Below are 23,010 nucleotides of genomic sequence, written 5' to 3'. Positions count from 1 at the left end.
CCAGTGGGCGCGCCGATAACCTCTCCCCATGACTGCGCGCGTGGGCATCGTGATGGGCTCCGACTCCGACTGGCCGGTGATGAAGGCCGCGGCCGAGGCGTTGCGGGAGTTCGGGATCTCCTACGAGGCCGACGTCGTCTCGGCGCACCGGATGCCCGCCGAGATGCTGGCCTACGGCCAGGACGCCGCTGAGCGCGGCCTGTCGGTGATCATCGCCGGGGCCGGTGGTGCGGCTCACCTGCCGGGCATGCTCGCTGCGGTGACGCCGCTGCCGGTGATCGGCGTGCCGGTGCCGCTGAAGTACCTCGACGGCATGGACTCGCTGCTCTCCATCGTCCAGATGCCGGCGGGCGTGCCGGTGGCGACGGTCGCGATCGGCGGCGCGCGCAATGCCGGCCTGCTCGCCGTACGCATCCTCGCGGCGACCGACCCGGCGCTGCAGCGGCAGATGAGCGACTTCCAGGCCGAGCTGAAGCTCGCCGCCGAGGCGAAGGGCGCCGTCGTCCGCGACCAGTAGCGCTCAGCGGGCGCGCTTGCGCCACTCGATCGCCGGACAGGTGTCCATGACCATCGGTACGCCGGCCGCCCGGGTCCGCTCGAAGGCGGCCCGGTCGACGACGCCGAGCTGGAACCACACGCCACCCGCGCCGACCGCGACCGCCTCGTCGGCGAACCGCCCGGCGTCCTCGGAGCGGCGGAACACGTCGACCACGTCGATCGGGAACGGCACGTCGGCGAGCGTCGCGTAGCCCTGCTCGCCGAGCACGACCGGCGCGGACGGGTGGATCGGGACGATCTTCTTGCCGCGCGACTGCAGCAGCTCGGCGATCCGGTACGCCGTCCGGTCCGGGTTGCCGGACAGGCCGACGACCGCCCACGTCGTGGCGTCGTCCAGCATCCAGTCGATGGTCTCGGGGTCGAGGTGGTCGAGGTGGTCGAGCCGGTCGGGGGAGTTCATATCGACCCAAGGCCCGCGGGGCCCCGGATCTTCCCGGTCAGGACCCGCCGAGGGCGTCGCGCACGTCGCGCACGACCTGCTCGACGTCACGCCCGCCGCTGGTGATCACGATCGTGGGCGAGCCGGCCGCCGCCGGTCCGCGCAGCAGTGCGAGGGCGTGGTCCAGGGAGCGGTCGACGAGCGCCCGGGTGGTGGCGGCGTCGTCGACGGCGCCACGCAGCCACTGCCGCAGGACGTGGTTGTGGGCGATCACGACGGCGGAGGCGACCAGCTCGGCCCGCAGCGGACCGTCGGCCTCGGCGTCGAGCCAGCGATGGACGTGCTTGCCGAACAGCCGCACGTAGCGCTGCACGCTCGCGATCTCGCGGTCGCGGATCGCCGGAACCGAGCTGGCCAGCCGGTAGCGGGTTCGGGCGGTCTCGCCCTCGGCGAGGTAGTGCTCCAGCACCATCCCGGCCGCCTCGCGCAGCGCGACCTCGTGCCCGGCGGCCGACGCGGTCGCCAGGCGCTCGTCGACCCGGCGCAGCAGCGCCTCGTGGTCGGGCAGCACGACGTCGTCCTTGGTGGGGAAGTGGCGGAAGAAGGTGCTCCGGCCGGTCCCGGCACGGGTGGTGATCTCCTCGACCGTGGTGGCGTCGTACCCCTGCCCGGCGAAGAGCTCGAAGGCGGCGGCGACGAGGCGGTCGCGGGCGGTGGCGGGCACGTCCTGACAGTAACTCGACGGGACCCAGTCTCGCTAGTACGATACTGAGTACCAACGAGTTCAGGAGACCGTCGTGAGCGACTACCCGATGTACGCCCTGTCCGAGGAGCACCAGGCCATCCGCGAGGCCGTGCGCGCGATCTGCGACGCCAAGGTCGCGCCGTTCGCCGCCGCCGTCGACGAGGAGGCCCGCTACCCGCGGGAGGCGCACGACGCACTGCAGGCGGCCGACTTCCACGCACCCCACGTCCCCGAGCAGTACGGCGGCGCCGGCGCCGACGCCCTGGCCACCGTCATCGTGATCGAGGAGGTCGCCCGTGCCGACGTCTCCGCCTCGCTCATCCCGGCGGTCAACAAGCTCGGTTCGCTGCCGGTCATGATCGGCGGGGGTGCGGAGATCAAGGCCAAGTACCTCACCAAGCTCGCCGCCGGCGAGGGCGGCTTCTCCTACTGCCTCTCCGAGCCCGACGCCGGCTCCGACGCCGCGAACCAGAAGACCCGCGCGGTCCGCGACGGCGACGACTGGATCCTCAACGGCACCAAGCGCTGGATCTCCAACGCGGGCGAGTCGGAGTTCTACACCGTGCTCGCGACGACCGACCCCGACGCCCGCACCAAGGGCATCTCCGCCTTCGTCGTCGAGAAGTCCGACGAGGGCGTGTCCTTCGGCGCCCCCGAGAAGAAGCTCGGCATCAAGGGCTCCCCGACCCGCGAGGTCTACTTCGACAACGTCCGGATCCCCGGCGACCGGATCATCGGCGAGGAGGGCAAGGGCTTCGAGTACGCCATGAAGACCCTCGACCACACCCGGATCACCATCGCCGCCCAGGCCGTCGGCGTCGCCCAGGGCGCTCTCGACTACGCCCTCGGCTACGCCAAGGAGCGCCAGCAGTTCGGCAAGGCGATCGCGGACTTCCAGGGCCTGCAGTTCCTGCTCGCCGACATGGGCATGAAGGTCGAGGCCGCCCGCCAGCTGACGTACGCCGCCGCCGGCCGCTCCGAGCGCGGCGACGCCGATCTCACCTTCTTCGGCGCGGCCGCCAAGTGCTTCGCCTCCGACGTCGCCATGGAGGTCACCACCAACGCGGTGCAGGTCCTCGGCGGCTACGGCTACACCCGCGACTACCCGGTCGAGCGGATGATGCGCGACGCCAAGATCACCCAGATCTACGAGGGCACCAACCAGGTGCAGCGGATCGTGATGGCCCGCCAGCTCCTCGCCGGAGTGCAGAGCGAGCTCTGACGGCTCCGGCCGTCCGATGCCGCATCGCCGATGCCGTTCGGCGATGCGGCTGACCGCTGCGGCTGATGGAAGGATCGGCGCGGCGCGACGCACTGTCCGCGCCGTACCGTTCGCTTCACTCGAGGAGAAGAATCCATGCAGATGCGCCGGCTCCGCCACGCCCTGGCTGCCGTCATCGTCCCCGCCGCCCTGGTGGGCCTGACGGTCGGGCCCGCCGACGCGGCCGCGAAGGCCCCGAAGGTCCCCTCGCCCGCCAAGGTCGCGGCCGTCTACCCGCACCTCGCCGGCGTCACGCCGGTCGTGGCCTCCGGCGCCGCCCAGGCGACCGCCTGCACCCCGGCGAAGGACGTCAAGGGCGCGAAGACGACGGGCGCCGCCTACATGGTCTCCGCGCCGACCGCCGCCGCGCCGAACGTCACCGTCTCGGCCATCCGGTTCAAGTCGGCCACGAAGGCGAAGGCGTTCCTGAAGAAGGCCGCTGCGCGCCTCGTGTGCGAGTCGCAGGCGCTGGGCCTCACGGCCACCGCCACTCCCTTCAAGTTCAAGCTCAAGGGCACCGACCAGCGCGTCGGCCTGACCACCCAGCAGTCCATGACCGCAGGTAGCACGACCATCACCCTCGGCGGGCAGACCCTGCTGGCCCGCAAGGGCGAGAAGGTCGTCAGCGTGACGGCCGTCTCCGGTGACGCCACCGCTCCGGCCGTCGCGCCGGCGCAGACCCTGCTGAAGGTCGCGGTCAAGACCGCTCGCTGACCCAGGTCAGACCGGGGAACGCCCCGCAGCCCGATCGGGCTGCGGGGCGTTTCTGCGCTCTCGAGACCCCTCGCCAATCCGCAGTTACCAAATGGTGTTACCGGTTGTCGCGGTAAGAAGGTAAAAAACTTGCGGGTGGGCCGTAACGAACCTCACAGGACCGAGTTTGACCATCAAGTTCGCCCGTCCACCGGGGCGATGGGCGAAGCGTTCCAGTTTCATCTTTTCGGGAGATGGGGTCTTGATGCGTCGTTACCTGGTCCTGGGGAGTGCTGTCGCGGCACCCCTCGCGTTCCTGCTCGCCCTCCTGGGCGTGGGGAGCCCCGCGTCCGCGGACCCGTACCCGCCGGCGGTGCCGACGACCTGCAGCCTGAGCGTGCCGGCGACGGTCGTGGGCGACCGCGTGGTGCTGCGCGTGCGGGTGAGCGCGACCGGCAACGCGAAGCCGATCGGCGGCCTGACCGTGACCGTCGACGACGACTTCTCCAAGAAGCTGCGCTACAACGGCGTCGCGGTGAAGGTCCAGGGGCCACGGGTCGCCAAGGGCCAGCACAAGGCGACCGCCACCTTCGTCCCCGATGACCTCAAGAACCTGGCCGGCTGCCGCGACAGCTCGAAGTTCGACGTGGGGGCCGCCCAGAAGGGTGCGGGCAAGGGTGGGTTGCCCAACACCGGCGGTCCGCACCTGGGGTTCCTCCTCGCCGGGCTCGGCCTCGTGGCGACCGGTGGTGGACTCGTCGAGCGGGGTCGCCGCCGAGCGTGACACGCGGGTCCGCACCGCGTTGGATGGGGTGGGGCCGTCCGACGCGGCGCCCCGCGAGGAGGGAACCCCATGACGCAGACCGACCGGCCCGACGACACCGACGTCGCGCCCGATCGGGTACGACGCCGGCGCCGCTCGCGGCCCGCGGGCGATCCGTCCGGCAAGGCGGCGGTCTCCACCGGCCGCCGGATCTCGTTCTGGGCCGGTTGCGGCCTGATCCTGGCCGGACTCGCCGTGCTGGGCTGGGTGGCGTGGCAGTTCTGGGGCACCAACTGGCAGTCGCACCAGCGCCAGGACGACGTACGCCGCGCGCTCGAGTCCGGGTGGGGTGACGGCCAGGACGTCGTCCGCACCGACTTCGGCAACGCGACCGCGATCCTGCACATCCCGAGGTTCGGCAAGGACTACGCGGTCCCGGTCCTCGAGGGCTCGAGCCAGGAGGTGCTCGCCGCGGGCGTGGGTCACATGGCCGACACCGCCGACGCGGGCGCGACCGGCAACTACGTGCTCGCCGGCCACCGGGTCACCCACGGCGAGCCGTTCGCCGAGCTCCCGTCGCTGGAGCCCGGCGACGAGGTCGTCGTCGAGACCCGCGCGGCGACGTACACCTATGTCCTCGACACCGGGGGCGAGGACCTGGTCATCCCCTTCACCCAGACCTGGGTGCTCGACCCGAAGCCGGTGAACCCCAAGGGCGGCACGCAGCCGCCGGCCGAGGCGGGCGACCACCTGATCACGCTGCTCACCTGCTCGGAGATCTTCCACACCGACAACCGTTCCGTCGTCTTCGGCCACCTGGTGAAGTCCGAGCCCACCGCGGACTCGGCAGCCGGGTGACCTCGCGCACTGCGGGTGCACTAGTCTGAGCGCGCACAGCCCGTCACCTTGAACACGCCGGGTCGTTGCATGGGGAAGTTCAAGGAGGACACGTGCTGAAGAAGCTGGCTGCGCTCGCCACGCTTGGTCTCGCACTCGCCGTCGCGCCGCCGGCGCCCGCGGGTGCCGACGAGGGATACACATCCAAGCTCCCGACCACCACCCACATCCAGGTGGTCACCGCCGAGCCCGGCGAGCCGATCGTGCTGCAGGTGAGCGCGAGCGCGGCCTCGCCGACGCCGCCGGCGGGGAACATCGCGATCACCGTCTCCGCGGGCGGTAGCGCCGCGCGCGGCTCCATGGCCGCGGCCGCCAAGCCGGTCTTCCGCACGACCGTGCACTTCACCGACAAGCCGGTCCGGGTCACGGGCCCGCGCCTGCCCAAGGGTGGCTACCTCGCCCACGCGGCCCTGTCGCCCGACGACGCGGCGAAGTTCCTCCCGTCCTCGGACACCACCCACTTCCGCATCGGCTCCGCCGACGGCGGTGACAAGAACGGCGCGCTGCCCAACACCGGCGGCCCGGACCTGGCCTGGCTGGTCCTCGGCGCCGGCCTCGTCGCCGCGGGTGCGGGCGGTGTCAGCTACGGCCGCCGCCGCGCCGCTGCTGCCGCCTGACGCACCACGAATCACCAGACCGGCCGTCCCCTCGGGGGCGGCCGGTCTGCTTTTCGCTGACCCGGCACGAAGTGGTCCCGAAATCACGCCGACCCGGCAGAAAGTGTCTCGCTCGGCAAGACACTTTCTGCCGGGTCAGCGCGGGATTCAGCGCACTTCGCGCCGGGTCGGCGGGGAATGCGGACCAGTTCGAGCCGGGTGGGTCAGGGCGCGAACCAGCCCGTGCTGCGGGCCATCCCGATCGCCCGGTCGGCGCCGCGCCAGTTGGCCTGCATGAACAGCCAGGGGCGGGCGAACCAGAGGAACCCGTCGACGTACTTCTTCGCCTCGCGGCCCGTCTCCTTCGACAGTCCCCAGCGCTCGTCGCCGACGCGTGAGGTCGGCGGGATGCCGAGGGTGACGCAGCCGCGGCGGTCGGAGGTGGAGCCGCAGACGCGGGCATTGTCGTTGACCCGGCTGCCCTGGGCCTCGACCTCGGGCCAGGTCATGCCATTGCCGTTCTGTGCGGTGTCGACGACGAAGTGGACGCCCTTGACGCCGCGCTCGCGCAGGATCCGGACCAGCTCCGCGCCGTACGCGACGGACTCCTCGGTGCCGACGTAGTGGGTCGCGTTGAGGGCGAAGCCGCGGGCGTGGGCGATGCCGTTGGCCATCAGCAGGTCGGCGGCCTGGGAGGCGCGCGGGGCGCCGACCTGCGGGGTGCTGCTCCAGTCGGCCGCGCCGGCGTCGAGGTAGACGCTGGTGTTCGGCTGCGCCGAGAAGGTCTTCACGGCATAGGTGATCAGCGAGCTGGTCACCGAGCGGTTCGAGCACCACCAGAACGGCAGGTCGGGTTGCAGGATGATCGCCGTGTGCTGGCGGCCGAGGGCGCGGGCAGCGTTGGCGATCCAGCGCCGGTAGGTGTCCTGGGCGCCGCCGGAGGGGGCGCGGCCGCCGCACACGGCGTGCTCCCACGGATCCATCCGGAAGATGGCGAGCTGGACGAGCACCTTCGGGTCGCCGCCGGAGGCGTTCTGGACGTAGTCCCGCACGACCGAGCCGATCTGCTCGGGCGATCCGCTCCAGTCGCCGAGCCACAGCGACTTCGGCCGCAGCGCGATCTTGCCCAGCAGCCGCTTGGTGTCGCCGCCCGCGGACTCGTAGGCACTCCAGGTCTGCTCGAGATCGCCCTTGTAGACGCCCCAGCGCCGCTCGGCGAGCGGGTTCTTGAGGTTCTGCAGGTGGGCCGGCTGGGCCTTCTGCCAGACCTCCTTGTCCTTGAAGTACGGGCGCTGCGTGCGCTGGACGTGAGGAAGCGCGGTCTTCGACTGCTCGGCCGCGGGCGGACCCGGCGTCGGCGTGGGAGTGGCCGTGGTCGGCGGCGCCGTCGTCGGTACGGCGGCCGCCGGCTCCGCGGGGCCGGGCTCCTGCTCGTTGCAGCCGGCGAGGGCCACGGTCGCGAGGACGGCGACGAGGGTCGCGAGGGTACGTCGGACGGGGGCTCCAGGCTGGCGCATCGCCGTCGAGGCTAACCCGACGGGCACCTCGTCCCGAAGTCGCCGGAGCCCTAGACTGGAACGCGTTCCTGTTCGCCGTCCCCGGAGGTCCCGATGCCCTCGCTGCGCTGCCCCTGCGACACCACCCTGCGTGCCGACACCGACGACGAGCTCGTCGAGAAGGTGCAGGAGCACCTCGCGGCCGAGCACCCGGGTCGGGAGTACAGCCGCGAGGAGATCCTCTTCATGGCGATGTGAGCCGTCGGCTCACACGATCCTGGGCAGCTCCGAGGCCTTGCCGGTGAAGCCCGGCGTGCGCTTCTCGAGGAACGCCGCCACGCCCTCCTTGCCGTCGCCGATCGACGTCCAGAACATGGCGAGCGAGTCGGTGAGGTGGGCCTCGAGCGGGTCGGCGGCCGCGCTGTTGCGGTAGAGCATCTGCTTGGCCAGGCCGAGCGCGACCGGCGAGCGGTCCTTGACGAACGCCCGGGCCAGGTCGTACGCCGCCGGCAGCAGCTCGTGGGGCTCGTGGACACTGCGCAGCAGCCGGCCGGCGAGGGCCTGCTCGGCGGTGAGGATGTCGGCCGAGTAGACCCACTCGAGGGCCTGCTGGATGCCGACGATGCGTGGCAGGAACCAGGTCGAGCAGGCCTCCGGCACGATCCCGAGGCGGCCGAAGACGAAGCCGATCCGGGCCTTCGTCGAGGCCAGGCGCAGGTCCATGGCCAGGGTCATGGTGGCGCCGATGCCGACCGCCGGACCGTTGATCGCGGCGATGACCGGCTTGGGCAGGGCGTGGATGGCGAGGGTGATCTTGCCGCCGGTGTCGCGCACGCCGTCGGCGTACGGCGCCTCGTCGTACGCCGCCCGGAACTCCTCGGGTGTGGGGGAGAGCGACTCGTCGAGCCCGAACACATTGCCCTCGGCCGAGAGGTCCATGCCGGCGCAGAACGCGCGGCCGGAGCCGGTCACGACGACCGCGCGCACCGCGTCGTCGCGGGCGTCGGTGGTGAACACCTGGAGCAGCTCGCGGGCCATGGTCAGGTCGAACGCGTTGAGGGCGTCGGGCCGGTGCAGGGTCAGCGTCGCGATGCCGTCGTCGTCGACGTGCCAGGTCAGGGTCTCGTACACGCGGGATCCTCCGTGGGTTGCGGTCAGCGGGCCAGGCCCGTGGCCGTGCAGAGATCGGGGGTGATCTCGTCGGTCTTGTCCGCAGCGATCTTGCCGAACAGCTGCCCGGCGCGCTTGGTGTCCCACGTGGTGTCGGCCCGCGCGAGCGGCACGGTGCACGACTTCTTCACCTTCGTCATCGCCAGCGCCCACTTCCCGGCGGCGACCGGACCGGTGGTGTCGCCGAAGCGGAAGAAGTCGGGGACGGCGCCGTTGAGCTGCCACCAGCGCACCGGGTTGAGCACCGACCACGGCGAGAGGACCTTGTCGCCGACCGACGCGATCACCTCGCGCTGCTGCTGGACCCGGGCCAGGTCGGAGATCGGGCTGTACTTGCGGGCTCGTGAGTAGGCCAGCGCGGTGGCGCCGTCGACCTCCTGGCAGCCCTTCTTCACGTTCAGGCCGGAGTCCTTGTCCCTGATCCGCTGCTTGGGGCAGATCTCGATGCCGCCGACCGCGTCGACCACCCCGACGAGGCCGCCGAAGCCGATCTCGACGTACTGGTCGATCCGCAGCCCGGTCGCCTTCTCCAGGGTCTGCACGAGCAGCGGCGTCCCACCCTTGGCGTACGCCGAGTTGACCTTGCTGGTGCCGAAGCCGGGGATCTCGAGCGGGGAGTCGCGGGGGATGGACACCAGCGTCGTCGGGCCGTCGCCGGTGTGCAGCAGCAAGATGGTGTCGGTCAGCTCGGACGCGGCGTCGCCGGTGTGGAGCTTCTTGCGCTCCTCGGGGGACAGGCCGGCGCGCGAGTCGCTGCCGACGAGCAGGTACGTCGTGCCGGGCTGCTCGGCCGGCCGCTCGGCGCTGGGCTCGAAGTCGACCTTGTCGACCTTGTTCCAGGCGACGAACGGGACCGCCAGGGTGTACGCCAGCCACAGGACCAGGGCCAGCAGCACCAGCCGGACGTAGGTGCGCGGGCGCGTCCACCGGCTGCGCTTCGGCAGCCGCGGCGCCGGGCCTCGGCCGCCGGGCTCGGACGTGCGGCCGTACTGCTGGGCCGGCGGCAGCCGGACGGGCGGTGGCGGAGGGGCCGGCGCCTGGGCGCCGGGTCGTCGCTGGACCGGGATCCGGCGGGTGGGCTCGGGGTCGGCGGAGCCGCGACGAGCGTCCTGCGACCCGGACCCGTAGACCCAGTCGAAGTCCTCGCCGCCGGTGTCCCCGGTGCCTCCGGTGTCCCCGGTGTCCCCGGTGTCGTTGCCACGCCCTGCCATGCCGATGACGCTACCGTCAGGGCGTGACAGAGATCGTCGCGGCACGCACGCCGTCGTACTCCCGCATCGAGCTGGCCACGCTGACCTCGCGCGCGCAGGCCAACCTGCTGGGCAACATCCACGGTGGCGAGGTGGTCAAGCTGGCCGACTCGACCGCGGGGGTCGTGGCACAGCGGCACAGCGGCGGCCCGGCCGTGACGGCGGCGCTCGACGAGATGGCGTTCCTCGAGCCGGTGCGGGTCGGAGACATCATCCGCACCTTCGGCCAGGTCAACTGGGTCGGCACCTCGTCGATGGAGATCGGCGTGCGGATCGAGACCGAGCCGTGGGACGCGGCCGGCGAGGTGCTGCACGTCGGCTCGGCGTACTTCGTGTTCGTCGCGGTCGACGGCGCGGGTCACGGTCGCCCGGTGCCCGCGCTCGAGCCGGAGACCGACGAGGACCGCCGGCGGATGCACGAGGCGGAGGTACGCCGTGCCCACCGGCTCGCGCGCCGCCAGGAGATCGACGCGATCCGCGCCCGCTCCTGATCAGGTCGGGCGACCCGCGACCTCGGTCAGCGCCGCCGCCACAGCGTCCACCGCGGCCGGTCGCGGGGGAGCGCCGTACGTCGAGAGCTGGACCCGCCGGTGCGCGGCGAGCGGGCGGCGTACGACGTCGCGGTGCTGGTGCGCGCGCAGCGCGAGCCCGGGCAGCACGGTGACGCCGAGTCCGCTCGCGACGAGGGACTGCACGGCGACGTAGTCGTCGCTGGCGAAGGCGATCGCGGGCGTGAAGCCGGCGTCCGCGCACAGGCTGAGCAGCTCGCGCCGGCATCGCTCGCAGCCGGCGATCCAGCCGGTCTGTGCGTAGGCGCCGAGGTCGACGGCGCCCTCGGAGGGCGCGGCCGAGGCCGACGTGACCAGGTGCAGCGGGTCGTCGACGACGGGGACGGAGGTGATCTGGTCGGGCTCGGGCTGGTCCGGGTAGGCGAAGGTGAGAGCGAGGTCGACCTCGCCGGCGCGGAGCAGCTCGTAGGCCTCGGGCGGCTCGGCCTCGACCAGGTCGAGCTGGATGCCGGGGTGCCGGGTCGCGAGCAGCGCCAGGGCGTCGGGGACCAGGGTGGCCGCGCCGGAGGGGAAGGCGGCGAGCCGGACCCGTCCCGACTGGAGGCTGGTCGCGGCGGCGAGCTCGGCCTCGGCACGGGCCAGCAGGCCCAGGATCTCCTCGCCACGGCGGGCCAGGCGTTCGCCCTCGGGCGTGAGCCGGACGCCGCGTCCGACCCGCTGGAGCAGCACCGCGCCAGTCTCGGCCTCGAGCCGGCGCAGGTGGTGGGAGATGGTCGGCTGTCCGTAGTGCAGCTGAGCCGCGGCGGCCGACACCGACCCGGTGCGGTGGACCGCGACGAGGGCCTCGAGGCGGCGAAGGTCGATCATGGCGACAGCCTATCGATCGATGGTGTCGATTGGTCCCGTTGAAAGGAACTATTGGACCGATGGGTGCCCGGTCGCCGACGATGGACCCATGAGCACCGAGCTGACCTTCGACGGAGTCCTCGCCGCCGCCGAGGTCGTCGGCGCCCACCTGCCACCCACTCCGCTGCAGGCGCACCCGCTCCTCGACCAGGCGCTCGGCCGCCCGGTCCTGGTCAAGCACGAGAACGTGCAGCCCACCGGCGCCTTCAAGGTCCGCGGCGGCGTGCACCTGTCCGCGACCCTCACCGACGCCGAGCGCGCGCACGGCCTGGTCACCTGCTCGACCGGCAACCACGCCCAGTCGGTGGCGTACGGCGCCCGGCTGGCCGGCGTACGCGCCACGATCGTGATGCCGGCCAGCGCCCCCGCGGCCAAGCGCGACGCGGTCGCGGCTCTCGGCGCCGAGGTCGTCCTGGTCGGTGCCAGCCTCGGCGAGGCGGGCGAGCACGCCCGTGCGCTGGCGGCTGAGACCGGCGCGTCGTTCGTGTGCCCGACCGACCCGCGGATCGTGCTGGGCCACGCGACGGCGTACCTCGAGCTGTTCGGGCAGGCGGCCGGCCTCGACACGCTCTTCGTCCCGATCGGCAGCGGTACCGGGGCCGCCGGCGCCTGTCTGGTCCGCGACGTGCTGGCTCCGGGGTGCCGGGTGGTCGGCGTACAGTCCTCGGCCGCGCCCGCGGGCTGGCACTCGTGGCGCACCGGCCTGATCGAGGCCGCCCCGGCGACGACCCGGGCCGCCGGCCTGGCCACGACGACCGGGTACCCGCGCACGCAGGAGATCCTGCGCGCGCGCCTCGACGACTTCGTGCTGGTCGACGACGACGCGATCGACGCGGCCGCGCGGCTGCTCGCGACCTGCGCGCACACCCTGGCCGAGGGCGCCGGCGCCGCGTCGTTGGCCGGCGCGATCGCGACCGGCTCGGACGGGGTCGTCGCGGTGGTCTGCACCGGCGCCAACGCCTCCGCCGAGGAGATCGCCCGGCTCGCGGGCTCGGTCGCCGCCGCCTGACACACCCCTGACTCGCGGCGCGTCGTCACCGGAGTGGCGCGTGGGACTGGTGATACTGGGCGGGTGCCTCAGCAGATGCCCGTCGACGAACGCGCCGCCCGGGTGCGGTTCCGCCGGGCGCTGACCCTGATGGCGTTCACCCTCGTGGTGCCCGGCTCGGCCCAGCTGCTCGCGGGCAACCGTGCGATCGGCAAGCTGGCGCTGCGGATCTGGCTGTTCTCACTCGGCACCCTGCTGGCCGTGGCCGTGTGGAGCTGGTTCGACAAGGGTCTCGCGCTGACCCTGGCGTTCAGCCCGACCGTGATGCTCGTGATCCGGCTGTACCTGATCGTCGGCGCCCTCGGCTGGGCCGCGCTCTTCGTCGATGCCTGGCGGATCGGCCAGCCGCTCAGCCTGCGCCTCCCGCACCGCCGTGCCGTCGTCGGCGTCAACGGCGTCCTGTGCTTCTCGGTCGCCGGCACCATGCTCTTCGGCGCCCACCTCGCCGCCGCCCAGCGCGACTGGCTGACCATGTTCGCCGACGGCGACCTCGGCTCGGCCCACAACGGCCGCTACAACATCCTGCTCATCGGAGGCGACTCCGGCAACGACCGCTGGGGCCTGCGCACCGACTCGATGACCATCGCCTCCGTCGACGCCACCACCGGCCGTACCGTGATGATCGGCCTGCCCCGCAACATGCAGAACTTCCCGTTCCGCGAGGGCAGCGTGATGGCGAAGCAGTTCCCCAAGGGCTTCAACTGCGACGGCTGCTACCTCAACGGCGTCAGCACCTGGGTCGGCGACCACACCGACCTGTTCAAGGGCTCCGAGAACCCCGGCATCGACGCGACCGTGTCCGCGATCGAGGGCATCACCGACCTGGACATCAACTACTGGGTGATGGTCAACATGCGCGGCTTCGAGCGCCTGGTCAACGCGTTCGGCGGGGTCACCCTCAACGTCCGCTCCCGGATCCCCGTCGGTGGCCTCGGCAAGGACGTCACCGGCTACATCGAGCCGGGCCGGCGCAAGCTCAACGGCCACGACGCCCTCTGGTACGCCCGGGCCCGCGAGGGCTCCGACGACTATTCGCGCATGGCCCGCCAGAAGTGCGTGTTCTCCGCCCTCGTCTCCCAGGTCAGCCCGGCCAAGGCGCTGACGAACTTCCAGGAGATCGCCAAGGCGTCCAGCGCGATGATCCAGACAGACATCCCCGGCGGCGCGCTCAGCGACTTCGTCCAGCTCGCCCTGCGCGCCCGGACCCAGAAGATCTCCTCGGTCTCCCTCGTCCCGCCGCGGATCAACACGGCCGACCCCGACATCGACCTGGTGCAGCAGATGATCCGCAGCGCCATCGACCGCGCCGAGGGCGACCCGAAGGCGGCGAAGAAGGGCAAGACGCCGGCGCAGGGGGAGCAGCCGAAGGGCGGCACCGGCGGCAGCGGCGGCAGCGGCGACGACAAGGCCGAGCAGCCCGCCCAGCAGCCGGACACCGTCACCGGCGGCTCGCTCGGGTCCCGCAACCAGGGCTACCAGGCCAACGAGACCGACGACGTCGCGGCGGCCTGCTGACGCTGCCGGGCCCGAACCCCGATCAGACGGGCAGCGCCCCCACCACGGCGTCGTACGTCGCCCGGTCGGGTGCGGCGACCAGCCCGCCGGCCAGCTGCTGCGGCCGCATCGGGGAGCCGTCGTGCTGTCCGATCACGCCGCCCGCCTCGGTGAGGACGAGCGAGCCGGGGAGGTGGTCCCACGGCATCGAGCGGCTGTAGACGAGCGCCCGGGCGTCGCCGGCGATCAGGTGCGGGTAGTCGACGCCGCAGCAGGCCCAGGTCAGCTCGAGGGTGCCGAGCCCGCCGAGCTCCTGGCCGACCCAGGCGCGTCGCGCGGTCCGGAAGGGTACGCCGTCACCGGCGGCGGTCACCGTGAGGCGCTCGCCGTTGCGCCAGGCGCCGGCGCCGAGCTCGGCGACGTACGACGTCTTGTGCTGCGGCTGCCAGATCCAGCCGCGGGTCACCGCGCCACCCCGGACCTCGCCGACCATCACGGCGTGGTCGGGGGAGCCGTTGACGAAGTTCTTGGTGCCGTCGACCGGGTCGACGGTGAACGCGTGCTCGGCCCTCGCGAACCGGTCGAGCAGCGTGGCGTCGGCCGCCATCGCCTCCTCGCCGAGCACCAGCGCGTCGGGGTACGCCGCCTGCAGGGCCGCGGTGATCAGCGCCTCGGACTCGTGGTCGGCGACGGTGACCAGGTCGCCGGGGTTCTTCTCCGAGACCTGCTCGTCGGAGAGCGCGCGGAACCGGGGGTCGATCACCTCCGCGGCGACGTCCTGGAGCAGGGTCAGCACGGCGGCGGTGTCCACGACGCCACCTTAGAGGGTGCTCCATCTGGTGCTGCCGGCTGCGCGCCGCGATACACGCGCGCTGGCTGCGTTGGCGTCGCTCGATGGGCGGCCGAGCACGTCTTCGCTCCGCCGCCTTGCCAGCGCACGCGTCTCGCGACGCTCGCGACGACACCACCAGATGGAGCACCCTCCAACGGGACACCGCCCCGCCCCGTGAGGTTGGGTAGGGCCATGCGCTTCACCGAGCATGAGCTGACCGCAGCACTCGCCGGCGCGGCCAAGGTCGTGCTGGCCGCCGACCGCCGCTTCCGCAAGCGGGGCGTCGACATCGACACGGCCTGGGAGCAGATGGACCGCTACCAGCGCTTCAAGGTGCTCGACGCCCTCGGCGACCAGGTGCTGCCCGTGCTGGTCGCGCTGCCCGACGTCGACGTCGCCCCCGGCACCCGTCCGACGTACGACGACCGGCAGGTCGCCGAGGTCGTGCAGGGCCTGGCGGGCGGTGGCAAGGGGCGGCTGCGCCGGGCCGTCGAGGTCAAGGCGCGCACCGCGCTGGTCCAGGCAGCGCTCGCCGCGATCCCGCCCCGGCTCGATCCCGACGCGCTGCTGCGACCTGAGGACGACTGACGGCTCTGCACCGGTGATATCCTGAAGGTCGATATCGGATATCTCCGGGAGTGTTGATGACGAAGACACTGATCGACGTGGACGAGGGCCTCATGGCCGAGGCGATGGCAGCTACGGGACAGCCGACCAAGCGTGGGACGGTGACGGAGGCGCTGGAGCAGGTGGTTCGCAAGGCCCGCGCTCTGGAGTACCTGGAGCACCTGCGGTCGGGGATCGCGAGTGAGCTGGACGATGCCGAGGTCGTTGCCCAAGCGCAGCGATGAGGCAGCTCTATCTGCTCGACAACTCGGTGACGCAGCGCGTCCACCGGGCGCCGACGGTGGCGCAGGCCGTGGTAGGTCTGCTGGCGACGGGCGAGCTCGCCAGCTGTCTTCCGCAGATCCTGGAGGAGTGCTACTCCGCGCGTAGCGCTGCGGACCACCGCACCATCCTCGACGCGGACCGCAGGGCGAAGGTCTACCTGCCGCCTGACGAGGAGGTCGCCCGGATCGCCGTCGAGCTGCAGGGCCTGCTCTTCGGGGCTGGCATGGGCAGGGCAGTCGGTGTGAGCGATCTGCAGATCGCCGCGACAGCACTGCGCCACTCCCATGAGGACCAGGTGGTCACGATCGTTCACTACGACGCCGACTTCGATCACGCGCAGCAGGTTCGTCCCGATCTGAGCGCGCAGTGGATCGTCCCTCGGGGGACGATCCAGTGACTGGCGCGGTGGGCCAGTAGGGTGACCGCCGTGCGAGTCCAGGCCGTCGTGGTGACCTTCAACAGGTTGGCGATGCTGCAGCGACTCGTCCCGCGGCTGCAGGAGATCGCAGGCCTGGAGCAGATCCTCGTGGTCGACAACGCCTCGACCGACGGCACGGGGGAGTGGCTGGCCGGGCTGGCCGACCCGCGCGTCGTCCACGAGACCCTGGCGACCAACACCGGCGGTGCGGGCGGCTTCCACCACGGACTGGGCCGGGCGGTGCGCGAGGGTGCCGACCTGGTGTGGCTGATGGACGACGACGGCCTGCCGGCGCTCGACTGTCTCGACCTCCTCCTGCAGCGGCAACAGCGCGACGGCCTCGACTTCTGTGGTCCGGCGGTGCTGGCCGAGCAGGACCCGTCGCGGCTGTGCTTCCCGATCCGTCTCCCCGGTGGGACCCGGGTGGTGCACGAGATGGCCGCCGTCGAGGCGGCCGCGCGGGACGGACTGATCGACGACGTGGTGATCCCGTTCAACGGCGTGCTGGTCACCCGCGACCTGGTCGAGCGGATCGGCCTGCCGCGCGAGGACTTCTTCATCTGGGGTGACGACGTCGAGTACCTGTGGCGCGCCCAGCGGGCGGGCGCCCGGATCGCGACCGTGGTCGAGGCCCACTTCCTGCACCCGGCCACCGACGACCTCGGGACGCCGATGATGTTCGGGCGCACGACCTACAACCACACGCCGAGCGACCTCAAGCACTACTGCATGGCGCGCAACAACACCCTGAACCTGCGCACCTACCGCGGCTGGGTGCACGTGCTGCTGTTCTGGCTGAAGACGGTGTGGTTCTACCTCTTCACGAGACCGCAGCCGGCCCGGATCCCGCTGAGCGCCCGCGCCGCGGCCGCCGGCCTGCGCGGCGACTTCACCGGCCACCGGAGGTACCTCAGGTGAGTTTCGAGGCTCGCTCCGCTCGCACCTCAACCGCCGAGGAACAGGTCGCCGTCGTCGTCGTGACCTACAACCGTGCCGACCTGCTCGAGCAGATGCTCGCCGGCCTTGACGCGCTCGACCGCGCGCCGGACGCGGTGTTCGTCGTCGACAACGCCAGCACCGACCACACCCGCGAGGTGCTCGAGCGCAGCACCCTCGCCGGCCTGGTGCCGATCCACGCGAGCGACAACCTCGGCGGAGCGGGCGGCTTCCGGCTGGGCCTGCAAGCCGCCTACGACCGCGGCTACGACGTGATGTGGCTGATGGACGACGACGTCGTCCCGGCCCCCGACTGCCTGACCCGGCTCCTCGAGGCCGACGGCTCCTGCCTGATCGCGGTCCGCGAGGACCGTGCGGGCGCCCTCGTGGAGAAGGCGGCACTGCGCTTCGACCTGCGCAACCCGCTGGCGATCCGCCCGAAGACGGCCAGCATCGACTCGACGTACCCCAGTCGCGCGGCGATGCCGGCGACGGTCGAGGTCGAGAACGTCGCCTTCGAGGGCTTCTTGGTCCGGCGCGAGGTGATCGACCGGATCGGGCTGCCCGACGCGTCCTTCTTCATCTTCTACGACGACGTGGACTTCGCGATCCGCGCGCGCCGGGCCGGGTTCGCGATCCGTGCGGTGCGTGACGCCGTCCTCGTGCGCCAGCTCGACTTCGACCAGCAGCACGACCTCGCCGGCTGGAAGGGGTACTACATGTACCGCAACCTGTTCGTGGTGCACTTCCGGTACGGCGAGAACCTGCTCGTGCGGCTCAAGCCGGCGCTGATCGCGCTGGTCGTGGTCCTGCTCAGTCCGCTGCGGGGTGGTCGGGCAGAGGCATCGAACGTGACGCGAGCGCTCCGGGATGGGTGGCGGATGCGCTCTCTTCCGGCTCGCTGACCTCGGGCACCAGCCGCACCCGCAGGCCGACCCGGTTGCCGGTGGCGATGCCGGCGATCCACACGGCGAACGCGCCCAGCGCGGCACCGGCGATCACGTCGACGAAGAAGTGCCAGCCCAGGTAGACGGTCGCGAGCACGGTCAGGCCGAAGAAGGTCCACGCGCTGATCCGCACCCAGCGGGCCAGCTTGACCGCCTGCACGATGAGGCAGATCGTCATCATGATGCCGACGTGCAGCGACGCGAACGCGGCGATCGTCTGCAGGCCGGACTCGCCGTGGGTGGCCAGCGTGTTGACCCGGTCGTCCCACATCGAGTCCGCGAGCTTGCTCACATACGTCTCGGGCAGGTCCGCGAAGGTGCTGCTGTCGGAGTAGATCGGGCCGACGGTCGGGACCAGCACGTAGAGCAGGGCGCCCAGCGCCCAGTCGACCGCGACCGCCGTGACGTACCACTCACCGGCGCGCGTCTGCCGGGTCCAGACGAGGGCGATCGCGATCGACACCGGGACCAGGGCGATCCACACGATGTAGACCGACGAGAAGAAGTGGGCGGCGATGCCGGTGCCGAACCAGGCGTGCAGGACGGCGGCCGGGTCGTGTCCGGCGAACAGGAACCTGTCGATCGCCGCCAGTGGGTCGTCATAGATCTTCTCGTGCACGAACGGCGCCATGCTCTTCACGTTGCGGAACGCCGCGTAGCACAGGTACCAGGCGATCACGCCGTTGAGCGCGAACTTCCAGTGCGTCAGCGGCCAGCGCTCCCGCATCACCGTGCGGAACGCGGTGCGGATGCGGCGCAGCCAGCCGGTGCCCGGGCGGCCGGCGGCCATGAAGGTGTGGGGGACCACGTCGAGCGCGATGGCTCCCAGGACGATCGCGGGGAACCGGATGTAGCCCGGGATCAGGCTGTCGGGGTCCTCGATCGGGATGTTCTCGAACCTGGAGAACGCCACCGTGGCGACGGCCAGACCGAGGCCGGCGAGCCAGGCAAGGGCAAAGGATGGCGCGCCGCGTCCGGTCGAGTGGTGGGTGTACACCAGAACAGGATATTCGTCACCTCCCCCAATGGGTGAACAGGGCATGGCCGCGCGTCCGAATGGGGAACCGGGCGGCGGGTCCGTAAACTCACCGATCGTGTCTCTCACCTCGTCGAACCCCGACCTCCCCGATCTGGTCGTCGTCGGCTCCGGATTCTTCGGCCTGACCGTTGCCGAGCGCTGCGCCAACGACCTCGGACTGAAGGTCCTGGTCATCGAGCGCCGCTCCCACCTGGGCGGCAACGCCTACAGCGAGCCGGAGCCGCAGACCGGCATCGAGGTGCACAAGTACGGCGCCCACCTGTTCCACACCAGCAACGAGCGGGTGTGGGAGTACGTCAACCGGTTCACGACCTTCACCGGCTACCAGCACCGCGTCTACTCGACGCACGACCAGCAGGTCTACCCGCTGCCGATCAACCTGGGCACCATCAACCAGTTCTTCGACGCGGCGTACACGCCCGACCAGGCGCGGGCCCTGATCAAGGAGCAGGCCGGCGAGCTGGGCGACAAGGAGCCGGAGAACTTCGTCGAGAAGGGCATCTCCCTCATCGGCCGCCCGCTCTACGAGGCGTTCATCGCCCACTACACCGCCAAGCAGTGGCAGACCTCGCCCGAGGAGCTCTCGGCCGACATCATCAGCCGGCTCCCGGTCCGCTACAACTACGACAACCGCTACTTCAACGACAAGTACGAGGGCCTGCCCACCGACGGGTACGCCGCCTGGCTGGCGAAGATGGCCGACCACCCGAACATCGAGGTCGTGCTCGACACCGACTTCCTGGCCGACGGGGTCGCCGAGCGCTACAAGGGCAAGGTCCCGATCGTCTACACCGGTCCGGTCGACGAGTACTTCCACAACAGCGAGGGTCGCCTCTCGTGGCGCACCGTCGACCTGGTGCCCGAGGTGCTCGACGTCGACGACTTCCAGGGCTGCTCGGTGATGAACTACCCCGACCCCGACGTCGACTTCACCCGGATCCACGAGTTCAAGCACTTCCACCCCGAGCGGGACTACCCCGCGGGCAAGACCGTGATCGTGCGGGAGTACAGCCGGTTCGCCGAGGAGACCGACGAGCCCTACTACCCGGTCAACACCGCCGAGGACCGCGAGAAGCTGCTCAAGTACCGCGACCTCGCCGAGCGGGAGCCGATGGTGCTCTTCGGCGGCCGGCTCGGCACCTACAAGTACCTCGACATGCACATGGCCATCGCCTCCGCGCTGTCCATGTACGACAACACGCTCCGGCCGCACTTCGCCGAGGGCGCCGAGCTCAAGAGCGGTGGGGTGGACGCATGAGCACGGTCTCGACAGGCTCAACCGGCTCAACCAGCTCGGGGACGGTGCAGCGGCTGTTGCAGCGCCAGATCCTGCCGCTGGACACCGACCCGGACGTCCTGCCGCTCTACCTCGACTGCGAGGAGCCGAACCTCGACGAGGACAAGTACGTCGTCGGCGGCTCGCGGGCGGCCAAGGAGCTCAACAACGCCTCGATCCGGCAGAAGACCGCGACCGGCCGCACGGTCCGCCCCGACCAGGTGCTCACCCGCACGGCCGTGCTCGTGCCGTCGGGGGAGAAGGTCTCCTTCGGCACCTACTTCAACGCCTTCCCCGCCAGCTACTGGCGGCGCTGGAGCATCGTCGACGCGGTGACGCTGACGGTCACGGTCCGCGGCTCCGGCGCGACCGTGATCGTCAACAAGTCGATGGCCAACGGCCGCCAGCAGAAGGTCGACAGCGGGGTCACCGAGGCCGAGGGCCCGACCACGCTGACCTTCGAGCTGCCGCTCGGCCCGTTCATCGACGGCGGCTGGTACTGGTACGACGTCGTGGCCGGCCACGGCGACGTGACCGTCGAGTCCGCTGAGTGGCATGCCGCCGTCCCGGCCGACCGACTGCGTCATCAAGGGCACGGCACCGTCGACCTGGCGATCACCACCATGAACCGCCCCGACTTCTGCGCCAAGCTGCTCGGCCAGCTCGGCACCGCCGAGCTGCTGCCGTACCTCGACACCGTCTTCGTGATGGAGCAGGGCACCCAGCTGGTCCGCGACAGCGAGTTCTTCCCCGCCGCCGAGGCCGGCCTCGAGGGCCGGCTGAAGGTGATCCAGCAGGGCAACCTGGGCGGTTCGGGCGGCTACGCCCGCGGGCAGCTCGAGTCGGTCCGCAAGGGCACCGCGACGTACGCGATGATGATGGACGACGACGTCGTCTGCGAGCCCGAGGGCATCATCCGCGCGGTCACCTTCGGCGACCTCGCCAAGCGCCCGACGATCGTCGGCGGCCACATGTTCAGCCTCTATGCGAAGAGCCGGCTGCACAGCTTCGGCGAGATCGTCCAGCCCTACCGGTTCTGGTGGATGTCGCCCAGGGACGGCTTCCAGGACTGGGACTTCGGCGCCCGCAACCTGCGCTCCGCCCGGTGGCTGCACAAGCGCCAGGACGTCGACTTCAACGGCTGGTTCATGTGCATGATCCCGCGCCAGGTGCTCGAGGACATCGGCCTCTCGCTGCCCCTGTTCATCAAGTGGGACGACTCCGAGTACGGCCTGCGCGCCAAGGCGGCCGGCGTACCCACCGTCACCTTCCCGGGCGCCGCGGTCTGGCACGTGCCGTGGACCGACAAGAACGACGCCCTCGACTGGCAGGCCTACTTCCACCAGCGCAACCGGTTCGTCGCGGCGCTGCTGCACTCCGGCTACCCGCGCGGTGGCCGGCTGCTCCAGGAGAGCTTCGCGTTCGACCTGGCCCACCTGGTGTCCATGCAGTACTCCACGGTGGAGCTGCGGATCCAGGCGCTCGAGGACGTCCTCGCCGGCCCGCAGGGCCTGCACGGCATGCTCGGCACCCGCCTCGGCGAGGTCAACGCCGCCCGCTTGCAGTTCTCCGACGCCCAGCTGCACGCCGACCCCGACGACTTCCCGCCCGTACGGCGCGAGAAGCCGCCGCGCAAGGGCAAGGACCTCAGCGACGTCCCCGGCCGCCTCTCCAAGGTGATCACCGCCGGACTCGCGCCGATCCGCCAGCTGAAGAAGCCGCGCGAGCTGTCCCGCGAGTTCCCCGAGGTCGAGATCCGCGCGATGGACGCGAAGTGGTACCGGATCGCGGGCTTCGACTCTGCGGTGGTCTCCATGAACGACGGCACCTCGGCCGCGCTCTACCAGCGCGACCGCGAGCGCTACAAGGCGCTCGTGCGTCGTACCGTCCAGCTCCACAACCGGTTCCGGCGCGACTGGGACGAGATCGCCGAGCAGTACCGCTCGGCGCTCGGCGACATCACCTCGCCCGACACCTGGGAGAAGACATTCGCTCCGTGGACCGAGGGGGAGGACCGATGACCGCGATCTCCGACGACGAGGCGGGTCTGCCGCCGCTGCGGCCGCCGTCCTCGGACAACGGCCTGATCGGCGTCATGCGCCGGCGCTACCTGTTGACCCTGCTGGTGCGACGCGAGATCAGTGCCCGCTACCAGGGCTCGTTCCTGGGGCTGCTGTGGTCCTACATCAATCCGCTCACGCAGTTCTGCATCTACTACTTCGTCGTCGGGTTCATCTTCAACCTGCACGCGGACATCCCGAACTTCGCGATCCACCTGTTCGCCGGCCTGACCGTGGTGCACTTCTTCACCGAGACCTTCGGCGCGGGCACCCGGTCCATCGTGCGCAACCGTGCCCTGGTGGTGAAGATGGCCATGCCGCGCGAGATGTTCCCCGTCGCCACGATGCTGGTCTCGCTCTACCACGTCCTGCCGCAGATCGTGATCCTGATCGTCGCGTCGCTCCTGTCGGGCTGGACGCCCGAGCCGGTCGACCTGGTCGCGCTCCTGCTCGGCCTGTTGATCTGCGGACTGCTCGGCCTGTCCGGAGCACTCTTCTTCAGTGCGGCCAACGTCTTCTTCAACGACTTCGGCAACATCGTCAGCGTCTTCAACAACTTCGTCCGCTGGGGCGTGCCGATGATGTACTCCTACGCGATGGTCGACGACCGCTTCGGTCGCTTCGCCCAGTACTACCTCTACAACCCGCTGGCCGACGCCGTACTCCTCTTCCAGCGGGCCTTCTGGGTCGGCACGGTCGACGACCAGAAGCACAAGGCTGTCGCCGCGATGCCCGACAACCTGCTGCTGAACGGTGTGCTGATCGTGGCCGTCGCGGCGCTGATCCTCTGCCTCGCCCAGTACGTCTTCAGCCGGCTCGAGAACAAGATCCCGGAGCGCCTCTGAC

General features: G+C 71.1%; 26 protein-coding genes. 18 read left to right on the top strand and 8 right to left on the bottom strand.

From position 1 onward, the window contains the following. Positions 1-28: 28 nt before the first annotated feature. A complete protein-coding gene (purE, locus tag FBY23_RS20625; RefSeq protein WP_141799852.1) occupies positions 29-517 on the top strand; it encodes a 5-(carboxyamino)imidazole ribonucleotide mutase in 489 nt (162 codons plus the stop codon). 3 nt (positions 518-520) lie between these two features. Here the strand turns inward: purE and FBY23_RS20620 are convergent, their stop codons facing one another. Beyond that, a complete protein-coding gene (locus FBY23_RS20620; RefSeq protein WP_141799851.1) occupies positions 521-958 on the bottom strand; it encodes a CoA-binding protein in 438 nt (145 codons plus the stop codon). Positions 959-995: 37 nt separating this feature from the next. After that, complete coding sequence (locus FBY23_RS20615) at positions 996-1,661, bottom strand: TetR/AcrR family transcriptional regulator (protein WP_141799850.1); 666 nt, start codon at positions 1,659-1,661, stop codon at positions 996-998. Between the two features lie 88 nt (positions 1,662-1,749). On the opposite strand from FBY23_RS20615, the gene FBY23_RS20610 reads away from it, so the two are divergent. The 5 genes from FBY23_RS20610 (at position 1,750) to FBY23_RS20590 (ending at position 5,913) form a co-directional block, all read left to right on the top strand. Beyond that, positions 1,750-2,904, top strand: a complete 1,155-nt coding sequence (locus FBY23_RS20610) for an acyl-CoA dehydrogenase family protein (RefSeq protein WP_141801184.1) — start codon at positions 1,750-1,752, stop codon at positions 2,902-2,904. A gap of 135 nt (positions 2,905-3,039) precedes the next feature. Then, positions 3,040-3,657 (top strand): hypothetical protein, encoded by a 618-nt coding sequence (locus FBY23_RS20605; RefSeq protein WP_141799849.1) that lies wholly within the window; start codon positions 3,040-3,042, stop codon positions 3,655-3,657. Positions 3,658-3,901: 244 nt separating this feature from the next. Then, a complete protein-coding gene (locus FBY23_RS20600; protein WP_141799848.1) occupies positions 3,902-4,420 on the top strand; it encodes a hypothetical protein in 519 nt (172 codons plus the stop codon). A 69-nt stretch (positions 4,421-4,489) separates the two neighbouring features. Continuing rightward, positions 4,490-5,257 carry a class E sortase gene (locus tag FBY23_RS20595; protein WP_141799847.1) on the top strand — a complete coding sequence of 256 codons (768 nt, stop codon included), beginning with the start codon at positions 4,490-4,492 and terminating at the stop codon, positions 5,255-5,257. 92 nt (positions 5,258-5,349) lie between these two features. Further along, positions 5,350-5,913, top strand: a complete 564-nt coding sequence (locus FBY23_RS20590) for an LPXTG cell wall anchor domain-containing protein (RefSeq protein ID WP_141799846.1) — start codon at positions 5,350-5,352, stop codon at positions 5,911-5,913. Positions 5,914-6,116: 203 nt separating this feature from the next. On the opposite strand, the gene FBY23_RS20585 is transcribed toward FBY23_RS20590, so the two are convergent. Further along, positions 6,117-7,409: a glycoside hydrolase family 6 protein gene (locus FBY23_RS20585; protein WP_141799845.1), complete on the bottom strand. Its 1,293-nt coding sequence runs from the start codon at positions 7,407-7,409 to the stop codon at positions 6,117-6,119. A gap of 93 nt (positions 7,410-7,502) precedes the next feature. Here FBY23_RS20585 and FBY23_RS20580 point away from each other — a divergent pair, with 93 nt between their 5' ends. Beyond that, positions 7,503-7,646, top strand: a complete 144-nt coding sequence (locus FBY23_RS20580; RefSeq protein WP_139622113.1) for a DUF1059 domain-containing protein — start codon at positions 7,503-7,505, stop codon at positions 7,644-7,646. A 9-nt stretch (positions 7,647-7,655) separates the two neighbouring features. On the opposite strand, the gene FBY23_RS20575 is transcribed toward FBY23_RS20580, so the two are convergent. Together FBY23_RS20575 and FBY23_RS20570 are read right to left on the bottom strand one after the other, a co-directional pair. Next, positions 7,656-8,519, bottom strand: coding sequence for a crotonase/enoyl-CoA hydratase family protein (locus tag FBY23_RS20575; protein ID WP_141799844.1), 864 nt, complete (start codon positions 8,517-8,519; stop codon positions 7,656-7,658). Positions 8,520-8,542: 23 nt separating this feature from the next. Continuing rightward, positions 8,543-9,769: an LCP family protein gene (locus FBY23_RS20570; RefSeq protein WP_141799843.1), complete on the bottom strand. Its 1,227-nt coding sequence runs from the start codon at positions 9,767-9,769 to the stop codon at positions 8,543-8,545. Positions 9,770-9,792: 23 nt separating this feature from the next. Between FBY23_RS20570 and FBY23_RS20565 the strand changes: the two genes are divergently transcribed. Then, positions 9,793-10,299 carry an acyl-CoA thioesterase gene (locus FBY23_RS20565; protein WP_141799842.1) on the top strand — a complete coding sequence of 169 codons (507 nt, stop codon included), beginning with the start codon at positions 9,793-9,795 and terminating at the stop codon, positions 10,297-10,299. Here the strand turns inward: FBY23_RS20565 and FBY23_RS20560 are convergent, their stop codons facing one another. Further along, positions 10,300-11,184, bottom strand: a complete 885-nt coding sequence (locus FBY23_RS20560; protein ID WP_141799841.1) for a LysR family transcriptional regulator — start codon at positions 11,182-11,184, stop codon at positions 10,300-10,302. 88 nt (positions 11,185-11,272) lie between these two features. Between FBY23_RS20560 and FBY23_RS20555 the strand changes: the two genes are divergently transcribed. Further along, positions 11,273-12,232: a threonine/serine dehydratase gene (locus tag FBY23_RS20555; protein ID WP_160158315.1), complete on the top strand. Its 960-nt coding sequence runs from the start codon at positions 11,273-11,275 to the stop codon at positions 12,230-12,232. Between the two features lie 75 nt (positions 12,233-12,307). Continuing rightward, the gene (locus tag FBY23_RS20550) at positions 12,308-13,786 is read left to right on the top strand and encodes an LCP family protein (RefSeq protein ID WP_141801183.1); all 1,479 of its coding nucleotides are present in this window, start codon (positions 12,308-12,310) and stop codon (positions 13,784-13,786) included. A gap of 22 nt (positions 13,787-13,808) precedes the next feature. On the opposite strand, the gene FBY23_RS20545 is transcribed toward FBY23_RS20550, so the two are convergent. Then, positions 13,809-14,576, bottom strand: coding sequence for an inositol monophosphatase (locus FBY23_RS20545; protein WP_141799839.1), 768 nt, complete (start codon positions 14,574-14,576; stop codon positions 13,809-13,811). 213 nt (positions 14,577-14,789) lie between these two features. Between FBY23_RS20545 and FBY23_RS20540 the strand changes: the two genes are divergently transcribed. The 5 genes from FBY23_RS20540 to FBY23_RS20520 are packed head-to-tail and all read left to right on the top strand — an operon-like array spanning position 14,790 to position 17,747. Next, positions 14,790-15,185 (top strand): hypothetical protein, encoded by a 396-nt coding sequence (locus tag FBY23_RS20540; RefSeq protein WP_141799838.1) that lies wholly within the window; start codon positions 14,790-14,792, stop codon positions 15,183-15,185. Positions 15,186-15,241: 56 nt separating this feature from the next. Then, on the top strand, positions 15,242-15,448 hold the full coding sequence (locus FBY23_RS20535; protein ID WP_141799837.1) for a type II toxin-antitoxin system VapB family antitoxin: 207 nt from the start codon (positions 15,242-15,244) through the stop codon (positions 15,446-15,448). Beyond that, positions 15,445-15,885, top strand: a complete 441-nt coding sequence (locus FBY23_RS20530) for a PIN domain-containing protein (protein ID WP_141799836.1) — start codon at positions 15,445-15,447, stop codon at positions 15,883-15,885. Before FBY23_RS20535 ends, FBY23_RS20530 begins: the two co-directional genes overlap by 4 nt. 30 nt (positions 15,886-15,915) lie before the next feature. After that, positions 15,916-16,824 (top strand): glycosyltransferase family 2 protein, encoded by a 909-nt coding sequence (locus tag FBY23_RS20525; RefSeq protein ID WP_260806109.1) that lies wholly within the window; start codon positions 15,916-15,918, stop codon positions 16,822-16,824. Beyond that, positions 16,821-17,747, top strand: coding sequence for a glycosyltransferase family 2 protein (locus FBY23_RS20520; RefSeq protein WP_141799835.1), 927 nt, complete (start codon positions 16,821-16,823; stop codon positions 17,745-17,747). The genes FBY23_RS20525 and FBY23_RS20520 overlap by 4 nt, the downstream gene beginning before the upstream one ends. On the opposite strand, the gene FBY23_RS20515 is transcribed toward FBY23_RS20520, so the two are convergent. Continuing rightward, complete coding sequence (locus tag FBY23_RS20515; protein ID WP_160158314.1) at positions 17,656-18,786, bottom strand: phosphatase PAP2 family protein; 1,131 nt, start codon at positions 18,784-18,786, stop codon at positions 17,656-17,658. The genes FBY23_RS20520 and FBY23_RS20515 overlap by 92 nt on opposite strands. A 97-nt stretch (positions 18,787-18,883) precedes the next feature. On the opposite strand from FBY23_RS20515, the gene glf reads away from it, so the two are divergent. Genes glf through FBY23_RS20500 form a run of 3 tightly spaced genes read left to right on the top strand, consistent with a single transcriptional unit; the run spans position 18,884 to position 23,009 of the window. Next, entirely contained in the window at positions 18,884-20,086 is a 1,203-nt protein-coding gene (gene glf / locus FBY23_RS20510; protein WP_260806108.1) for a UDP-galactopyranose mutase, read from the top strand. Further along, positions 20,083-22,125, top strand: coding sequence for a glycosyltransferase (locus FBY23_RS20505; RefSeq protein ID WP_141799832.1), 2,043 nt, complete (start codon positions 20,083-20,085; stop codon positions 22,123-22,125). The genes glf and FBY23_RS20505 overlap by 4 nt, the downstream gene beginning before the upstream one ends. Beyond that, the gene (locus tag FBY23_RS20500) at positions 22,122-23,009 is read left to right on the top strand and encodes an ABC transporter permease (protein ID WP_141799831.1); all 888 of its coding nucleotides are present in this window, start codon (positions 22,122-22,124) and stop codon (positions 23,007-23,009) included. Before FBY23_RS20505 ends, FBY23_RS20500 begins: the two co-directional genes overlap by 4 nt. Position 23,010: the final 1 nt, after the last annotated feature.

The sequence above is a fragment of the Nocardioides sp. SLBN-35 genome (assembly GCF_006715725.1).
GTDB lineage: Bacteria > Actinomycetota > Actinomycetes > Propionibacteriales > Nocardioidaceae > Nocardioides.
Note: the sequence above shows the minus strand (reverse complement) of the source record. Positions and strands in the feature narration are given on the sequence as shown.

Bases quoted from the DNA above. Each gene is read 5' to 3' on its own strand.
- purE (WP_141799852.1), top strand. From the start codon at position 29: ATGACTGCGCGCGTGGGCATCGTGATGGGCTCCGACTCCGACTGGCCG.
- FBY23_RS20620 (WP_141799851.1), bottom strand. From the start codon at position 958: ATGAACTCCCCCGACCGGCTCGACCACCTCGACCACCTCGACCCCGAG.
- FBY23_RS20610 (WP_141801184.1), top strand. From the start codon at position 1,750: ATGTACGCCCTGTCCGAGGAGCACCAGGCCATCCGCGAGGCCGTGCGC.
- FBY23_RS20605 (WP_141799849.1), top strand. From the start codon at position 3,040: ATGCAGATGCGCCGGCTCCGCCACGCCCTGGCTGCCGTCATCGTCCCC.
- FBY23_RS20600 (WP_141799848.1), top strand. From the start codon at position 3,902: ATGCGTCGTTACCTGGTCCTGGGGAGTGCTGTCGCGGCACCCCTCGCG.
- FBY23_RS20595 (WP_141799847.1), top strand. From the start codon at position 4,490: ATGACGCAGACCGACCGGCCCGACGACACCGACGTCGCGCCCGATCGG.
- FBY23_RS20585 (WP_141799845.1), bottom strand. From the start codon at position 7,409: ATGCGCCAGCCTGGAGCCCCCGTCCGACGTACCCTCGCGACCCTCGTC.
- FBY23_RS20580 (WP_139622113.1), top strand. From the start codon at position 7,503: ATGCCCTCGCTGCGCTGCCCCTGCGACACCACCCTGCGTGCCGACACC.
- FBY23_RS20570 (WP_141799843.1), bottom strand. From the start codon at position 9,769: ATGGCAGGGCGTGGCAACGACACCGGGGACACCGGGGACACCGGAGGC.
- FBY23_RS20560 (WP_141799841.1), bottom strand. From the start codon at position 11,184: ATGATCGACCTTCGCCGCCTCGAGGCCCTCGTCGCGGTCCACCGCACC.
- FBY23_RS20555 (WP_160158315.1), top strand. From the start codon at position 11,273: ATGAGCACCGAGCTGACCTTCGACGGAGTCCTCGCCGCCGCCGAGGTC.
- FBY23_RS20550 (WP_141801183.1), top strand. From the start codon at position 12,308: ATGCCCGTCGACGAACGCGCCGCCCGGGTGCGGTTCCGCCGGGCGCTG.
- FBY23_RS20540 (WP_141799838.1), top strand. From the start codon at position 14,790: ATGCGCTTCACCGAGCATGAGCTGACCGCAGCACTCGCCGGCGCGGCC.
- FBY23_RS20535 (WP_141799837.1), top strand. From the start codon at position 15,242: ATGACGAAGACACTGATCGACGTGGACGAGGGCCTCATGGCCGAGGCG.
- FBY23_RS20530 (WP_141799836.1), top strand. From the start codon at position 15,445: ATGAGGCAGCTCTATCTGCTCGACAACTCGGTGACGCAGCGCGTCCAC.
- FBY23_RS20505 (WP_141799832.1), top strand. From the start codon at position 20,083: ATGAGCACGGTCTCGACAGGCTCAACCGGCTCAACCAGCTCGGGGACG.
- FBY23_RS20500 (WP_141799831.1), top strand. From the start codon at position 22,122: ATGACCGCGATCTCCGACGACGAGGCGGGTCTGCCGCCGCTGCGGCCG.